Annotated in this window: 11 protein-coding genes and 1 pseudogene; 5 read left to right on the top strand and 7 right to left on the bottom strand. The window is 68.2% G+C overall.

All coding sequences use genetic code 11. The features are described from left to right. Positions 1–5: 5 nt before the first annotated feature. Positions 6–1,247, bottom strand: coding sequence for an alpha-amylase family protein (locus tag VGC18_RS08820; RefSeq protein WP_331096384.1), 1,242 nt, complete (start codon positions 1,245–1,247; stop codon positions 6–8). Positions 1,248–1,317: 70 nt separating this feature from the next. Here VGC18_RS08820 and VGC18_RS08815 point away from each other — a divergent pair, with 70 nt between their 5' ends. Next, on the top strand, positions 1,318–1,950 hold the full coding sequence (locus VGC18_RS08815; protein ID WP_331096382.1) for a TetR/AcrR family transcriptional regulator: 633 nt from the start codon (positions 1,318–1,320) through the stop codon (positions 1,948–1,950). A gap of 132 nt (positions 1,951–2,082) precedes the next feature. Beyond that, the gene (locus VGC18_RS08810) at positions 2,083–3,195 is read left to right on the top strand and encodes a helix-turn-helix transcriptional regulator (RefSeq protein ID WP_331096380.1); all 1,113 of its coding nucleotides are present in this window, start codon (positions 2,083–2,085) and stop codon (positions 3,193–3,195) included. 224 nt (positions 3,196–3,419) lie between these two features. On the opposite strand, the gene VGC18_RS08805 is transcribed toward VGC18_RS08810, so the two are convergent. Both VGC18_RS08805 and VGC18_RS08800 read right to left on the bottom strand, forming a co-directional pair. Next, on the bottom strand, positions 3,420–4,289 hold the full coding sequence (locus VGC18_RS08805) for a hypothetical protein (protein ID WP_331096378.1): 870 nt from the start codon (positions 4,287–4,289) through the stop codon (positions 3,420–3,422). Continuing rightward, on the bottom strand, positions 4,270–6,918 hold the full coding sequence (locus VGC18_RS08800) for a DUF4062 domain-containing protein (RefSeq protein WP_331096375.1): 2,649 nt from the start codon (positions 6,916–6,918) through the stop codon (positions 4,270–4,272). Before VGC18_RS08800 ends, VGC18_RS08805 begins: the two co-directional genes overlap by 20 nt. 406 nt (positions 6,919–7,324) lie before the next feature. Between VGC18_RS08800 and VGC18_RS08795 the strand changes: the two genes are divergently transcribed. Next, positions 7,325–8,500 (top strand): epoxide hydrolase family protein, encoded by a 1,176-nt coding sequence (locus VGC18_RS08795; protein ID WP_331096373.1) that lies wholly within the window; start codon positions 7,325–7,327, stop codon positions 8,498–8,500. Between the two features lie 28 nt (positions 8,501–8,528). Here VGC18_RS08795 and VGC18_RS08790 read toward each other — a convergent pair whose 3' ends face one another. Then, positions 8,529–9,368 (bottom strand): helix-turn-helix transcriptional regulator, encoded by an 840-nt coding sequence (locus tag VGC18_RS08790; protein WP_331096371.1) that lies wholly within the window; start codon positions 9,366–9,368, stop codon positions 8,529–8,531. Between the two features lie 135 nt (positions 9,369–9,503). On the opposite strand from VGC18_RS08790, the gene VGC18_RS08785 reads away from it, so the two are divergent. Then, positions 9,504–10,250, top strand: coding sequence for an SDR family oxidoreductase (locus VGC18_RS08785; protein ID WP_331096369.1), 747 nt, complete (start codon positions 9,504–9,506; stop codon positions 10,248–10,250). A 26-nt stretch (positions 10,251–10,276) separates the two neighbouring features. Here VGC18_RS08785 and nrdG read toward each other — a convergent pair whose 3' ends face one another. From nrdG to VGC18_RS08770, 3 genes and pseudogenes are all read right to left on the bottom strand, one after another. Further along, positions 10,277–10,879 carry an anaerobic ribonucleoside-triphosphate reductase activating protein gene (gene nrdG / locus VGC18_RS08780; RefSeq protein ID WP_331096366.1) on the bottom strand — a complete coding sequence of 201 codons (603 nt, stop codon included), beginning with the start codon at positions 10,877–10,879 and terminating at the stop codon, positions 10,277–10,279. A gap of 13 nt (positions 10,880–10,892) precedes the next feature. Continuing rightward, positions 10,893–13,109 carry an anaerobic ribonucleoside-triphosphate reductase gene (gene nrdD / locus VGC18_RS08775; RefSeq protein ID WP_331096364.1) on the bottom strand — a complete coding sequence of 739 codons (2,217 nt, stop codon included), beginning with the start codon at positions 13,107–13,109 and terminating at the stop codon, positions 10,893–10,895. A gap of 198 nt (positions 13,110–13,307) precedes the next feature. Then, positions 13,308–13,856, bottom strand: a pseudogene (locus VGC18_RS08770) (methylated-DNA--[protein]-cysteine S-methyltransferase); the annotation flags it as partial. A gap of 412 nt (positions 13,857–14,268) precedes the next feature. On the opposite strand from VGC18_RS08770, the gene VGC18_RS08765 reads away from it, so the two are divergent. Continuing rightward, positions 14,269–15,278: hypothetical protein (locus tag VGC18_RS08765; protein WP_331096361.1), on the top strand; the 1,010-nt coding region annotated here is incomplete at its 3' end.

Here is a 15,278-nt window from a genome sequence, read left to right as displayed (position 1 = left end):
CACACTCAGCCGAGCATCCAGCCGTGGGGCTCGATCGTGACCCCGCCCGACGAGACCGGCTCGTCGGAGAGGTTGAGCGCCAGCCTCGCCTCCTGACCCCCTTCGCCCGCCGCGTGCAGGCCAAGCACCTCGTTGCGGAGGGTCTCCACGCTCACCGTCGCCCTCGCGAGCCAAGGGTTCCTGCGCCGGAAGGCGATCAGCCGCTGATGGAGCCGGAAGACGTCGTTCGGCGGCAGCTCCGCCGGGTCTATGGGGAAGGAGGGCCGGATGGCATCGTCCCCGCCCGCCCGATCCTCCTTGATCGCCCGCAGGCCCCGCTCGTCGCCGTAGTACACGCTCGGCGTGCCCGGCAGGAAGAACAGGAGGGCGAGGGCCAGACCGAGGTCCCGCTCGTCGCCGAGGCGCGACGCGATGCGCGTCACGTCGTGGTTGCCGACGAAGGTGAGCGGCAGGAATGCCTCAAGGAGCGAGGCATGACGCTTCAGCGCCCAGGCCAGCTCGAAGAAGTTGTGGTCGTTGATCGAGCTCCAGATGGCCTTCCACAGCTCGTACTGGGTGACCGAGTCGATGCCCGACTCCGCCACGTAGCCCGCGTAGTCGCCGTGGATCATCTCGCCGAGGAACCACGCATCCGGATGTCCCGCCCGGAGCGGTCCGATCGTCCGGCGCCAGAAGCCGGCCGGCACGGCATAGGCCGCGTCGAGCCTCCAGGCGTCCGCTCCGCGATCGAGCCAGAAACCCATCACCCCGGAGACGAAGGCCTCGACCTCGGGGTTCTCGTGATTGAGGGTGACCAGGGCATCGTGGCCCTCGAACACCGCGGGACGCAGCTCCCCGCCGGCGGAGCCGTCCGTGAGGAACCAGGCCGCCTCCTGGCTGCCCGGGCCGGCGGAAACCGCCGCCAGCCAGCGAGGATGCTCCCGACCGACGTGGTTGAACACCCCGTCGAGCATCACCCGGATGCCTCGCGCTCGGCACTCCCGCACGAGGAGATCAAAATCCTTCTCATCGCCGAGGCGCGGATCGATCCGGAAGTGGTCGATCGTGTCGTAGCCGTGGGTGCTCGAGGCGAAGATCGGTCCGAGTGCGAGCCCGTTGCATCCCAGCTCGATGAGCTGATCCAGCCAGGGGACGAGCCGACGCAGCCGGTGGGGCTCACCCCGCACGGCGCCGCCCGTGGTGTCCGCGCCGACGAAGCCGAGGGGGTAGACCTGCCACCAGATGGCGTCGTCGATCCAACCGGACACGGGTCCTCCTTAGTGAGTGGCGCTTACTAGCCGTTACTGAGCCTAGCTTAGTAGCCGCTAGAGTGAGATCGTGACCGCCGCAAGCCCGAGCCCGCGTCGTCGGCTGGGGGAGTCCGCCCGGCGGGAGGCGATTCTCGCCGCCGCCCGAGAGGCGTTCGCCGGGGCATCCTTCTCCGCCGTCTCCGTCGCGGCGATCGGCCACGCGGCCGGGGCATCCGAATCGCTGGTCCTCCGCTACTTCGGCACGAAGGCTGCCCTGTACGAGGCCATCGTGGGGGAGCAGATCGCGCAGCTGCTCGAGGCGCAGGAGGACGCGGACCGCGAGCTGCCAGAGGGAGCGACCGCGCGAGAGCGGATCGCCTGCAGCGTCGAGGTGTACGCCCGATTCGTCGCGAGAGCGCCCCGCGGCTGGGCCTCCACCTTCACCCATCCCGTCGGCGAGCCCGTCTCCTTCACCCGTGTCCGCCAGTCGCTGCGCGCGGGCTACCGCCGCGACCTCTATCGGGTCACGGGCCTTCCGATCTCCGCCGATCTCGATCGCCTCTTCATCGGCTATCTCGCCTTCGTCGACGGGGTCTGCTTCGTCTGGGTGCAGGACGGATGCCCACTCGACGCCGTCCCCGGCATCGTCCGGCAGGCGCTCGGCGCGCTGGCGGGGGCGCTGACCGCCGCCGGAGTCGATCCGGCCGGTCTCGGCTTCTGACCCGCCGATCACCCCGACCTGTCAGGATCGCGCCGTCGTCGACCATCCCGCTGCCCGGGGTTGTTCGCCCCTGGCGAATCCCTCAGCTGAGGGATGGACCGAGGGACCGGTCGCATGGGACCCTTGTCATCCATGGGACTTCCCACGCCTCTGCCATACGACGTGCTCGCAGCCTCGCGCGCGCGCGTCATCGCGGCCGCAGAGACGGCTCCCAGCGCGCAGGGATTCTTCGCGGCCGTCTCCGCGGCCCTCGCCGACCTCGTGCCGACGGATGCCGCCGGCTGGTTCGGCGTGGACCCGACGTCGCTGCTGCCGTCGTGGCCCGCCCGGATCGAGAACGTCGCCCCGGGCGACTGCGACTCTTACTGGGAACGCGAGTTCCTCCAGGACGATGTCCTCCAGCTGAGAAGCCTCGCCTCCGGCGCTCAGACCACCGGCACGCTCCGGGCCGAGCTGGACGGGCTCATGAATCGCAGCGTGCGGTATCGGGAGTTCATGGCGCCAAGAGGATACGAGGACGAACTGCGCTCGACCTTCCGCACCGGCGACTCGACGTGGGGTGTGACCGTGCTGCTGCGCGGTCCCGATCTGCCCGCCTTCTCGCCCGACGAGGTGCGTTTCATCGCCAGTCTCTCCCAGCCGCTCGCCGAGGCGCTCAGGACCAAGGTGCTCGCCGGCCATCCGGTCGATCCGAGCGAACACGGCTCCGGTGTGCTCAGCTTCGACACCGACGGACGGTTGATCGCCTCGAACGACGCCGCCAGGTATTGGCTCGACCAGCTTCCGAACAACGCCGACCTGGAGTCCGTGCCGGTGGCGGTCTTCACCGCTCTCGGGCACGCCCGCGCGGTCGAGGCCGGTCGCGCCCGCGGCGAGGCGAACGTGCTGCTGTCCTCGCGATCCGGTCGGTGGCTCACCGTCCGGGCATCGGCGCTCCGCGGCCCGACGGGCGAGGCGCGCGCCTTCGCGGTGACGATCGAGCCGACCGCCAGGAAGGAGCTCGCCCCCATGCTGGCCGAGGCCTACGGTCTGTCGCGGCGGGAGCTGGAGGTGACCCAGCGGCTCGCGAGAGGCGAATCGACCGCGACGATCGCGGAGGCACTCTTCCTGTCGGAGCACACCATCCGCGATCACGTGAAGGCCGTGCTGACGAAGACCGGTCTGTCGTCGCGGGCGGCGCTCGTCGCCCACCTCTTCTTCGAGTACGGTCGCGCGAGCAGGCGACGCGACGAGGTCCACGTCTAGAGAACGGGGTGGGAGAACCGTCCCGCCCGGTATTCCCGTGCCCGCCCGCGAGCCCCGTGGTGATACTCGCCGTGGCGGGGCAAACTGCATCGCGGAGGGAGGCGCGTCTCCCGCCGCGAGCTGATTTCCCCGCCGCCACGTGCTGCATCTCCCGCCGCGAGGGTTAAGCAACGGACACTGCGCCACGGAGGAGACTGCTCGGCCGGGATGACCAGCAGCCGGCTTCAGGACCGAGACGACCAGGATGCTTCCGGCCGGAGGATCCTGGCCCGTCGCCGCTCGAAGACGACGTAGATGACGGCGTAGACGATGAGCGAGACCACGATGCCCGGCACGAACAGCCAGGTGGAGAGCCGATCCCAGAGCAGATCGCCGCGGGCGATCACCAGCGCGCCCACGATGAAGCACAGGCTGATGAGCTGGGCCTGGGCGAGGACCCTGAACGCGCTCCAGCGCGCGTCGACGAGCATCCAGAGGTTGACCATTCCTGGCAGGGTGAGCACCGCGCCGACGATCCGGGCGGTGAGCGGGGTGACGGTCCACGCCCACGTCGGCGCGATGAGGCCGGGAGCGACGAAGACGACGACCCCGGTGACGAGGGCGCAGCCGCCGACGATGATCCCGCCCAGGCGCACCGCGAACGGCAGAACGACCTCGGATGCCCTGGCGGACCGGATGGATCGACCCCGGTTGACCACGATGATCGTGGCGATCACCACCGGGGTCGTGACATAGAGCGTTGCCCAGGCCATGAACGAGATATGCCAGAAGTGGAATCTATCCCAGTGGATAATCGTGGCGATGCCCGCGAGGGTGGCGAACACGAGGACGGCACCGTATCCGCGGCTCACCTGCCCCCAGGAGGGGGACCGCAGCACCTGCGCGAAGAACCAGATGCCCCCGATGTAGGCCGAGGCGAGGAACATCGCCGTCAGCGGCGGGGTGATGGTCCAGGCGAAGAGGGTGTCGGTGTGGCGGGGCAGGATATAGAGGATCGCGGAGGCGAGGACGAGGAACGGCAGGATGCCCAGGGCAACCCAGCGGGTCAGAGGAGAAACGCCGTCTCCGTGGGCGTCACGGGCGGGAGAGCGCATCGGTCACCGCCTCCCGGATCGGCAGGGCGCGGCCGACCGTCCTGGCCGCCTCGAACTCTGAGGCCTCGCCAGTGCACAGGATCGGATCGACGTACCGCTGGTGGTAGGAGAACGCGGGGCCGGTGTACAGGCCGGTGCGCGCCCTGAGCGTCTCCGCGGCACCGAGAAGCCGCCCTGCCCTGGCCGGCTCGCCGGTCACCGCCGCAATGGCGACGAGTCCCTCGAGGCCGTAGGCCACGCCGTCGTCGTGGCCGAGCCGGGACGAGATGGTCAGGTTCTCCTCGAACGCGAATCTCGCCCGCTCCGTGTCGCCGAGCGCGAGCCGCGCCCAGCCGAGATGGTAGAGCGCGATCGCGGTCGCGAGCTCGTCCCGTTGCCGCCGCGCGCACTCCAGACTCTCCTCGAAGCGCTCCTTCGCCGTCTGGGTGTCCTGCCGATCGAGCGCGACCCGTCCCAGCGTCACGAGCGCCATCGCCTCGCCCCAGCCGTCGTGGGCCTCTCGGAACAGCCGAAGGCCGCGCTCGAGGTTCCTCTCGGCGTACTCCGGGTCCGGCCGCGGGGCGGCGAGCACCGCGAGGGCGAGCGAGATGAGCGCGAGGGCCTCGGCGGATGCCTCTCCCTCACGCTGGAACAGCTCCGCGCTCTCGGCGAGGGCGGGGATCACATCATCCGAGGTGCGCTGCCAGAATCCGATCGCCCTGGTGAAGTAGAGCGCGATCGCCCTGGTGAGGCCGGCGACCGGTTCCCGAGCGGCCAGCACCTCCTCCATCCAGCCGCGCACCTCGCCGAGTTGGCCGCCCGCCCACCAGTAGATGTAGAGGGTCCAGGCGAAACGCGTGGCGGTGTCCCAGTCCGACGTGTCGAGCAGATAGCGGATGGCCGCCCTCACGTTCTCCCGCTCGTCGGCGAGTCTGCTCAACCACTCGATCTGGGTCGCCCCCTCGAGCGCCCGCTCCACCCGCGCGCCCAGCCGCACATAGAAATGGGCGTGTGCCGCTCGAATCCGGTCGAGGCAGCCGTCCGCCTCGAGCCTCTCGATCCCGTACTCACGGACGGTGGCGAGCATCGAGAAAGTGGCGCTTCCATGACGGTCCTGCTGCCTCACCAGGCTGCTGTCCACGAGCGTGCCGAGAAGGGAAAAGACGTCGAGGGACTCACCCGCGGAGCGGACCACCGACTCGGCGGCATCGAGCGAGAACTCGCCGACGAAGACGGCGAGCACGAAGAGCAGCCTCCGCTCGTCGGCGCCAAGCAGATCGGTGCTCCACTCGATCGTGTTCCGCAGGGTGCGCTGCCTCTCCGGCAGATCCTGGAGCCCGTCGGCGAGCAGGGGCAGCCTGCGATCGAGCCTCGCGAGCATCGCGGCGGGCGGCAGCAGCCGCACGCGGGCGGCCGCGAGCTCCAGCGCGAGCGGCACGCCGTCGAGCGCCACGCAGATCCTCGTGATCGCCGCGACGTTCGCGGGCGTGAGCTCGAAATCCGGCTTGATCGCGCGGGCACGCTCGACGAAGAGCTCGACGGACGGGTTCCCGGCCGCCGCATCCACCCCGCCGTCCCGACCGTCATCCGGCAGCGGGAGCGGCTCGACCTCAAAGGCGTGTTCGCCGGAGATGCGCAGCAGCGTCCGGCTGGTGACGAGGAACGAGAGCCGAGGAGCGACGGCGAGCAGCTCTCGGAGCACGGGTGCCGCCCCGACGACCTGCTCGAAGTTGTCCAGCACGATGAGCATCCGCCTGTCCCGCAGGGCCGGGATCAGCTTCTCCTCCAGCGGGCGATCCCCGGTGTCGCGCACGCCGATCACCCGCGCGATCGACGCGACGACGAGCGCCCGGTCGCGAGCGGGGGAGAGATCGACGAAGGCGACCGACTCCGGCCGCGCCTCGGCCGCACGTCGGGCGACCTCGATCGCGAGCCGGCTCTTGCCGATGCCCCCCGGACCGATGAGGGTGACCAGGCGCACCGCGTCCCTCGAGAGGAGTTCCGATATCGCGGCGATCTCCCGGTCACGTCCGATCAACTCGGTGAGCTGTGCCGGGAGGTAACCCAGAGTGAGCCCGACCGGCTCGACGGGCTCCGGATCGTGCCGGGGAGCACGAGCGACGCGGCTCTGGTCGAAGCGTTCGGCCAGCAGCGTGGCCAGATCCGCCTCGAGGCGCTGCTCCAGCTCGTTCGGCGAGACGATGTAGCTGTACGAGGCGGTGTCATCCTCTCGGATGCGGTCGATGAGCCGGGCCAGCCGCGGATCGCGCGCATCCGCCGTCTCCACGATGTAGATGAGCTTGGGCATGGTGGCGGGAGCGAGGTTGTACTCGTCCTCGAGGCCGGAGACGTTCTCGTCCGGCGCGACCCATCCGTAGCTCACCCCGTACAGACCGACGAACACGTCGCTCTGCTCGAGATAGGCGCGGTACAGGGAGCGGGGCGGATGCGGGCGGGCGCCCAGTTCGAACATCACGGGAGCCAGACGCAGCCGTTCGATGGCCGCCCTGGCCGCCTTCCTCTCCGCCGCGAGCTCCTTGAGCGTCGAGCTGACGAAGACGCGGAGCCGCTGGTCGGGCGTGCGGATGCTCCTGCCGGACGCGCCAGCCGAGTGGGCGGCGACCGGTGCGATGAGCGCGTGCGAAGCCATGGTGAACAAGCCTTACTGCAATCGTGAGGGGAGAAGTGTGGGGCGATGCTGCCCGGAACGCGGCAGAGCGCCGCCGATCCAGCGTTACTCGCGGCTGAGCGGCTGTCGATACCGCAGACGGGGGCAAACGCCGTCGGCCCGATCCCCCAACTGGGGGAGTGAGCCGCCCGGGGACGAGGCGAGGAGTGACCCTGGCTACTGGCTCGCGGCGGGAGATACGACTCCCGCCGCGAGCCAAATGCGCCACCGCGAGCAGCGATAGCTCCCGCCGCGGTGCGGCTTCTCCGTCCACGCATCCGGCGCCGTCCTCGCCGGCGGCGCCATCTCGCAATTGACGATCGAGGCGTAGAGGCTCGCGGCGTCCGCGGGATCGACCGGAGGTCGCTCCCGCAATAGGGTGAATCCCATGCCAGATCTTCCGTCCCATCCAGAACCATTCGCTTCCCGGACGACCCCCGCGGACCTCGAGGACCTTCGCGCGCGGCTGCGGGCGACCCGCTGGCCGGATGCTCCCGAGGACGCCGGATGGTCGCTCGGAACCGACCTCGACTACCTTCGCGAGCTCGTCGCCTACTGGCTGGACGAATTCGACTGGTCGGCGCAGGAGGCGGCGCTCGACCGGCTTCCCCGCTTCCGGGTTGCGGTCGGCGGGCTCGGAATCCACCTCGTGCACGCCAGGGCCGTCGCACCGGTGGGCCCGGTGCTGCCCCTGATCCTCAGCCACGGCTGGCCGGACTCGTTCTGGCGATACACAAAGGTCATCCCGCTCCTCACCGATCCCGGCGCGCACGGTGCGGATCCCGCCGACGCGTTCGACGTGGTCGTGCCCGACGTGCCGGGCTTCGGGTACTCCGACCGCCCCGCCGGCGAACCCCTCGACTCCATTGCCGTCGCCGGGCTCTGGGCCGAGCTCATGGACGTCCTCGGCTACCGCCGCTTCGGCGCGGCGGGAGGAGACATCGGCAGCCACGTGAGCCGCTACCTCGCGCTCGACCATCCCGATCGGGTCGTCGCCGTCCATCGCATGGATGCCGGCCTGCCCGCCGTCACGGGAGACCCGGCGGCTCTCTCGCCGGAGGAACGAGCCTGGCTTCGGGACGCGACGGCGTGGGGCGGGGCAGAGGGCGCCTACGCCGCCATCCACCGCACGAAGCCCCAGACGGCCGCCTTCGGGCTGACGGACTCACCGGTCGGGCTCGCGGCCTGGATCGTCGAGAAGCTCCGGTCGTGGAGCGACTGCGGGGGAGACATCGAGCGGGTCTTCACGAAGGACGAGATCCTCACGAACGTCACGATCTACTGGCTCACCGGAACGATCGGCTCGTCGATGCGGATGTACCACGCGAACGCCGCGATCGCACCCGCCCAGCTCGCCCGTCGGGTCGAGGTGCCCTCCGGGTTCTCGATCTTCCAGGGCGACATCGTCCGCCCGCCCCGTGCCTGGCTCGAGCGGTCCACCAACCTGGTGCGGGCGACGGAGCCCCCGCGCGGCGGCCATTTTGCACCGTTCGAGGAGCCGGAGCTCTACGCCCAGGAGCTGCGCGAGTTCTTCCGTCCGTACCGGGAGCAGACGGCCGGCTGACGCGACCTGCCTGCGCATCCGGCCCGGGTCAGGAGACGAACTGCTGCTGTCCGAGCACGGCGAGCAGCTGGAGCTTCTCGGCTGCCTCGGATCGCGGGGGTGCGGTGAGGACGAGCAGCGCCTGCGACTGATCCTCCGTGAAGAGCACCTGGCAGTCGAGTTCGATCGCACCGAGCTCCGGGTGAAGCAGCGTCTTGTGGTCCTCGAAGCGGGCGACGACCTCGTGCCGCTCCCACAGGTCGACGAACTCGGGACTCGCCTTCTGCAGAGCTCGAACCAGCGTGCCTGCCGGTGACGATCCACCGGCGATGCCGAAGGCAACACGCAGGTTGGCGACCTGCGCTCGGCTCTGACGCGGCTGGTCGGCGAGCGGATAGCGGGCCCGTTCCGCGGGATCCGTGAACCAGCGGTAGATACCGGACCGCGCCGGACCGCTGGCGGCGGAATGGTCCCCCAACAGCGCGGCGGCGAGCCGGTTCTGCATCAGCGTCTCGCCGAGGGTCGACAGGATGAGCGCGGGGGTGTCGTCGAGCCGGTCGAGCACCCGCTGCAGGGCCGGTGCCACGTGGGCGTCGAGACGGTGACGCGCCGGAGCGTTGTGGCCGGCCAGCCGATACAGGTGATCCCGCTCGTCCGCGCTGAGCCGGAGGGCGCGAGCGAGAGCGCTCAGCATCTGGTCAGACGGCTGCGGGCCCCGAGCCTGCTCCAGCCGCGTGTAGTAGTCGGTCGACATCCCGGTGAGGGCGGCCACCTCCTCGCGACGCAGACCCGGCGTCCGCCGGCGGGGGCCGGGCGTCAGGCCCACGTCCTCCGCGCGCAAGGCCTCACGGCGGTGTCGGAGAAAGTCTGCAAGCTGCGCGCGGTCCATGCGACCACGCTAGGCGGGTGGCGATGGCGAGTCCAGCCCGCAGGCAGGGACTGCCGGTCCCCCGACAGGGGCTCCTCTCCCGCCCGCTGAGGCGAGGACGCATCGTGGAGATACACACAACGAAGGGAACCACCAGTGGACATCTCCACCCGCACCGTCTTCATCCCGGGAGCCACCTCCGGCATCGGCCTCGCCCTCGCGCTCCGCCTCAAGAAGGAGGGGAGCACCGTCATCATCGGCGGACGACGCACAGAGCTGCTCGACCGACTCGCCGCGGAGCACGGACTGGACACCGCCGTCATCGACACGACCGACCCGGCATCCGTTCTGGCCGCCCGCGACCGGGTGCTCGTCCGGCATCCCGACCTCGATGTGGTCATCACCATGGCGGGCATCATGCTCGCAGAGGATGTCCGTGCCGCCGACTTCCTCGCCGCGGCCGAGAGCACCGTGATCACCAACGTGCTCGGCCCGCTCCGGCTCATCGCCGCCTTCGTCGAGCACCTGCAGACCCGCACCGACGCCGCGATCGTCACGGTCTCCTCCGGTCTTGCCCACCTGCCCCTCGCGATCACACCGAGCTACAACGGGTCGAAGGCCTTCATCCACCGCTTCACCGAGACGATCCGCCTCCAGCTCGCCGGAACCTCCGTCAAGGTCATCGAACTCGTGCCGCCGGGCGTCCGCACCGAGCTCATGCCCGGCCAGAGCCGGTTCGAAGGCTTCCTGCCGCTGGAGGCCTACATCGACGAGGCCGTCTCCCTCCTGCGGGCGCAACCCGACCCCACCGAGATCCTGGTGGAGGCCGTCAAGCCGCTGCGCTTCGCCGAGGTCAACGGCTCGTACGACCAGATGGTGACTGCCATCAATTCCGGGGTGTAGCGGTAGGCGCGGCACGGCACGGCAGGTCAGATGAGCGCCCGCTTCTCCAGCTGCTCGTACTGCCGGGTCGCGTCGAGCCGTTGCGCCCAGAGCTCCGTGCTGCCGGTGGCGAGGGACCGCCGCACGTCGATGATCCGCTGATTGCTGCTGCCGCGGAACTGGAGCCCGGAGTCCTTCTTCGCCAGCTCGAAGCGGCCGTCGACGAGGATGTCGATCTCGTGCAGCAGCTCCAGCTTGTCGTCGCTGTCGACGAGGATCTCCTCATAGGTGTAACCGGACCACGACCAGATGTCCTTGGTCGTGCCGAACTCGGCGTGGACCCGGCGAGTCAGCGCGAGACAGACGCCCGTGTTGAGGAACGGCTCCCCGCCGAGCAGCGTGAGGCCCTGGACATACGGCTGCCGCAGGTCCTCGATGATGCGGTCCTCCAGCTCCGGCGTGTACGGCGTGCCGTACCGGAAACCCCAGGTGGACCGGTTGAAGCAGCCCTCGCAGGCGAACAGGCAGCCGCTGACGTAGAGGCTGCAACGCACCCCCTCGCCGTCGACGAACATGAACGGCTTGTAGTCGGCGACATACCCCTGGCTCAGCCTGTCGGAGAGCCACTCACCCGGTTTCGGGTCTCTCATGCCCGAGCTCCCATCATGACGCGCTGATGCCCGTCTCGCCGGTCATGTGCTTGACCCTGGATGCGATCTCCTGATGACGACCGTGCACCATCGGCCTGGCCTGCGGGTTGCCGAGGTAGCCGCAGGTCCGCTTGACGACGTCGCAGCTGCGCGGGTCGTCGTTGCCGCAGTCCGGGCATTCGAAGCCGCGCTCGGTCGGCGTGAAGTCGCCCGAGAACCCGCACTTGTAGCAGCGGTCGATCGGGGTGTTCGTGCCGAGATAGCCGACCCGGTCGTAGGCGTAGTCCCAGACCGCCTCCAGCGCCTTCGGGTTCTGCTGCAGGATCGGGTACTCGCAGTAGTGGATGAAACCGCCAGACGAATACTGGGGGTAGTCCTTCTCGAAGTCCAGCTTCTCGAACGGCGTCGGGTTCTTGCGCACGTCGTAGTGGAAGCTGTTGGTGTAGTAGTCCTTGTCGGTGATGTTCTCAACGGCGCCGAACTTGGCCCTGTCCAGGCGGCAGAACCGGTCCGTCAGGCTCTCGCTGGGTGTCGAGTAGACGCTGAACTGGTAGCCGTAGTCGCGGCTCCACTCCTTGGCGTGCAGGTTGAGCGCCTTGACGATGTCGAGGGTGAACTCCTTGGCCTCCTGGTTGCCCTCCCACTCGCCGCCGTAGAACGCCGCGGCCACCTCGTACAACCCGATGTAGCCGAGCGAGACCGTCGCGCGGCCTCCCTTGAACAGGGTGTCGACCGAGTCAGCCCGGCCGAGCGTCTCACCGAACGCCCCATAGACGTAGAGGATCGGCGCGTTCTCCGGGGTGGCCTGCTTGCAGCGCTCGACCCGATAGACGAGGGCGTCGCGGGTGATCGCGAGGCGTTCCTCGAGGATCCGCCAGAACTTCTTCCTGTCTCCCGCCGCCTCCAGCGCGATCCGCGGCAGGTTCAGGGTGACCACCCCGAGGTTCATGCGGCCCTCGGAGACGTCGTTGCCCGCGGCATCCCGCCAGCCCTGCAGGAAGGAGCGGCATCCCATCGGCACCTTGAAGCTGCCGGTGATCTCGACGATCTTGTCGTAGCTGAGGACGTCGGGATACATGCGCTTGGTCGAGCACTCCAACGCCAGCTGCTTGATGTCGTAGTTGGGGTCGCCCGGGTCGAGGTTGTGGCCCCGCTTGAGCGTGAAGATCAGCTTGGGGAAGATCGCCGTCCGCTTCTCGCTGCCGAGGCCGTCGATCCGGATGCGCAGGATCGAACGCTGGATCTCCCGTTCGATCCAGCTGGTGCCCAGACCGAAACCGAGGGAGGTGAACGGGGTCTGCCCGTTGGAGGTGAACAGGGTGTTGATCTCGTACTCGAGGCTCTGCATCGCGTCGTAGATGTCCTTGCGCGTCTTCTCCTCGGCGTAGATCTGGCGCTGCGCCTCGTCGGCGATCCATCGCTCCGCGTCGGCGAGATGCTTCTCGAAGTTCCTCGCGGCATAGGGGGCGAGGAGCTCGTCCACCCGGTTGGCCGAGCATCCGCCGTACTGGCTCGACGAGACGTTGGCGATGATCTGGGAGATCTGCGCCGTCGCGGTCTGGATGGACCTGGGCGGCTCGACCTCGGCGTTGCCGATCCGGAATCCGCGGCTCAGCATCCCCTTGAAGTCGATGAGGCAGCAGTTCGTCATCGGCGCGTACGGGCTGTAGTCCAGATCGTGGAAGTGGATGTCCCCCTTCTGGTGGGCGTTCGCGACGTGCGGGGGCAGCATCTTCAGGCCGATCGCCTTGCCGACCGCCCCGGCGGTCAGGTCGCGCTGCGTGTTGAAGACGTCGCTGTCCTTGTTGGCGTTCTCATTGACCACCGTGGCGTCCTTGCCCAGCAGCTTGATGATCGAGTGGTTGATGTCGGTCGCCTTGCTGCGGGCGAAGTCACGCTGCGTGCGATAGTCGATGTAGGCCTCGGCCAGCTGGTACTCGCGGCTGTCGAGCAGCACATGTTCGACGATGTTCTGGATCTCGTAGATCTTGATGTCCGTGGTGAAGCGCCCGGCGATCTCGCGCTCGACGTTGGAGACGACGTCGACGATCGCCCGGTACACCAGCGGCGTCATCTCCTCGTGGATGCCCGCGGCCGCTTTGACGAGCGCGTCGTAGATCTTCGAGTCGTCGAAACCGACCCGACGCCCGTCGCGCTTGACGACCTTGATGGTGGTGAGGCTCGGGTTCGACGTCAGAGACTCGACGCTTCCCTCGATCGTTTCAATCATGTGGTTCTGCCCTCCTTGGAGCTTTATTTCTCGCTCTCAGTTTAGAGACAAAACCATCCAGCAAACACAACATCTTGTGGGCATGTCGCAGATCGGTCGCCACATACAGTGGTTAGGCGATGAACCGTGCCGGGGATAGGGCACAAGGTCCCGATGCTCTGCCCGCCTCGACGCCGGAAGCCGCAGCCGAACCGATCACCGCCCGCGACGCGGTCCAGAAGAGCGTTCCGGAGGCCTCGAAGAGCCTCCGCGCCCCGACCTCCGCCGGCTCTTCCAGCTCGAGCAGGAACTGCTTGCGCCCCAGTCCGCCCGCGTATCCGGTGAGCTTCCCATCGCTCCCGACGCCCCGGTGGCAGGGGACGACGATGCAGAGCGGATTGTGCCCACCGCCTTGCCGACCCGCTGCGCCAGGGTCTTGTCGCCCAGGCGCTCCGCGAGCGCACCACAGGTCGTGGTGGTCCCCACCGGGATCCCGTCGAGCAACGCCCAGACCCGCTCCTGGAAGACGTCACCATGCGTCGCGGTCGGCAGATCGAACGAGGTGCGGCAACCGCGGAAGTACTCCGCCAGTTGTGTCATCGCTGCGGAGAGAAGTCCATCGTCGGCCGCGTCGACTCTGGCACCGAACAGACTCGTCGAGGGTCTGTACCAGTGGTGCGGGAAGGAGAGCCCCGTGAGGGCGTTGCCCGCTGCGACGAGGGTGACCCCACCGATCGGGGTCTCGACGACTGCGTACCGTGTGTCCACGACCGGATTCCTTCCCTGATGGTTCCGAATCGATTCGGTTCACCCGAAAGACGATCCGCTCCGCCGGAACGTGAGATGCCCGGCGATGAGGCGAGGGGTGCAGCGAACGAGCTGCGTGAGTCTCCCCACCTGATCGCCGCCCCCGGAAGGGCCGTCCGAGTCGGCTTCATCGATGAGCACGACCAACCCGTCGATCCGGCAGGAGTGACCATCGGCGCTCGTCACCGCCCACCGTCGTCTGGCTACCGGGGATCCCGCTGCGATAGCCGAGGCGGTGGACGGGCACCTCCGCTGGCCGGGTACTGCGCTCGCTTGGTCGAATTCATCCGACAAGCGAGCGTGAGCACACCTCTGCTTTGTGAAGACAGACACAATTACGGACGGATCCGCGGATTGCTGTTACGAAAGAGCCATGGCAATTCAGCACCGGGTATTGATGCAGCGTCGCATCACGGAGAACCTCCAGGCCATCTCGGAACGGCTCATCGCCTCGATTGTGGACAACATTCCCGCCTATGGGTCAGCGGATGCCGCCCTGACAAGCGAGCTCAGAGGGATCGCCCGCTGGCTGGTGACGCGTCTCATGGAAATTTGGGTGAGCAACGAGCAGCCGACCGCCGAAGACCTTCGTCGCTTTCGGAGCATAGGCACGAGGCGAGGGGGCGGAGGATGGCCGACTCCGGTCCTTCTGCGCTCATATCGAGTGGGAGCGGTCGAACTGGTTGAAACGATCCGCGAGTTGAGCGATGACGCGCTAAATGCGGATGACCTCCTCGACCTTCATCGGGTGATGCTGACCGGATTGGATACGATCGCCGAAGCCGTGCTGGCCGGTCACGACGAAGCCGTGGCGCGTCTTGCGAACAGTCCCAGGCATGCGATGGTCGAATTCCTCGACGACCTGTTATCGGGCCGGCATTCCTCGACATCGGCCATCGAGGATCGTGCCCATCAACTCGGGATCGCCTCGGCGAAAGAGTGGAATGTCATGGTTGTCAGGTCCGTGCGGAGGGGGCGGGATCTGACGATCGCGGAGGTGTCGGAGTTCGCCGAAAGCGTTGCACGCTCCGCATCCAGCCCGCTCGCGGATGCGCGGATGCCCCTGTGCACACTCCGGGGCTCGTATGGAGTGATCGTGTTTTCGCGAGTCGGCGATATGGAGCAGGAGCTTCGGAAACGGGCCTGGCACGCATGCGTGATGACCGGCACACAGGCGACGCGAGTCGCTTCGTTGTTCCGCATCGCGTGCATGGCCATTGAATTCGCTCCGGAAGGCGCGTATGAGACATCGTGTGCGCTGTCGGCGGCAGACGCGATGTTCGTGTGCTTGGTCCGAGCGCAAGGAGAAGTCGATCCGACGCAGTTTTCGCAGGCCGCGCTTGGCGACCTGCTGAGTGATCGAAATGTGCACCTCATGGAGAG

The sequence above is a fragment of the Lacisediminihabitans sp. genome (assembly GCF_036404185.1).
Taxonomy (GTDB): Bacteria; Actinomycetota; Actinomycetes; order Actinomycetales; family Microbacteriaceae; genus Lacisediminihabitans.
This window is presented reverse-complemented; position numbering and strand designations above follow the sequence as displayed.

Bases quoted from the DNA above. Each gene is read 5' to 3' on its own strand.
- VGC18_RS08810 (WP_331096380.1), top strand. From the start codon at position 2,083: ATGGGACTTCCCACGCCTCTGCCATACGACGTGCTCGCAGCCTCGCGC.
- VGC18_RS08805 (WP_331096378.1), bottom strand. From the start codon at position 4,289: ATGCGCTCTCCCGCCCGTGACGCCCACGGAGACGGCGTTTCTCCTCTG.
- VGC18_RS08800 (WP_331096375.1), bottom strand. From the start codon at position 6,918: ATGGCTTCGCACGCGCTCATCGCACCGGTCGCCGCCCACTCGGCTGGC.
- VGC18_RS08795 (WP_331096373.1), top strand. From the start codon at position 7,325: ATGCCAGATCTTCCGTCCCATCCAGAACCATTCGCTTCCCGGACGACC.
- VGC18_RS08790 (WP_331096371.1), bottom strand. From the start codon at position 9,368: ATGGACCGCGCGCAGCTTGCAGACTTTCTCCGACACCGCCGTGAGGCC.
- nrdG (WP_331096366.1), bottom strand. From the start codon at position 10,879: ATGAGAGACCCGAAACCGGGTGAGTGGCTCTCCGACAGGCTGAGCCAG.
- nrdD (WP_331096364.1), bottom strand. From the start codon at position 13,109: ATGATTGAAACGATCGAGGGAAGCGTCGAGTCTCTGACGTCGAACCCG.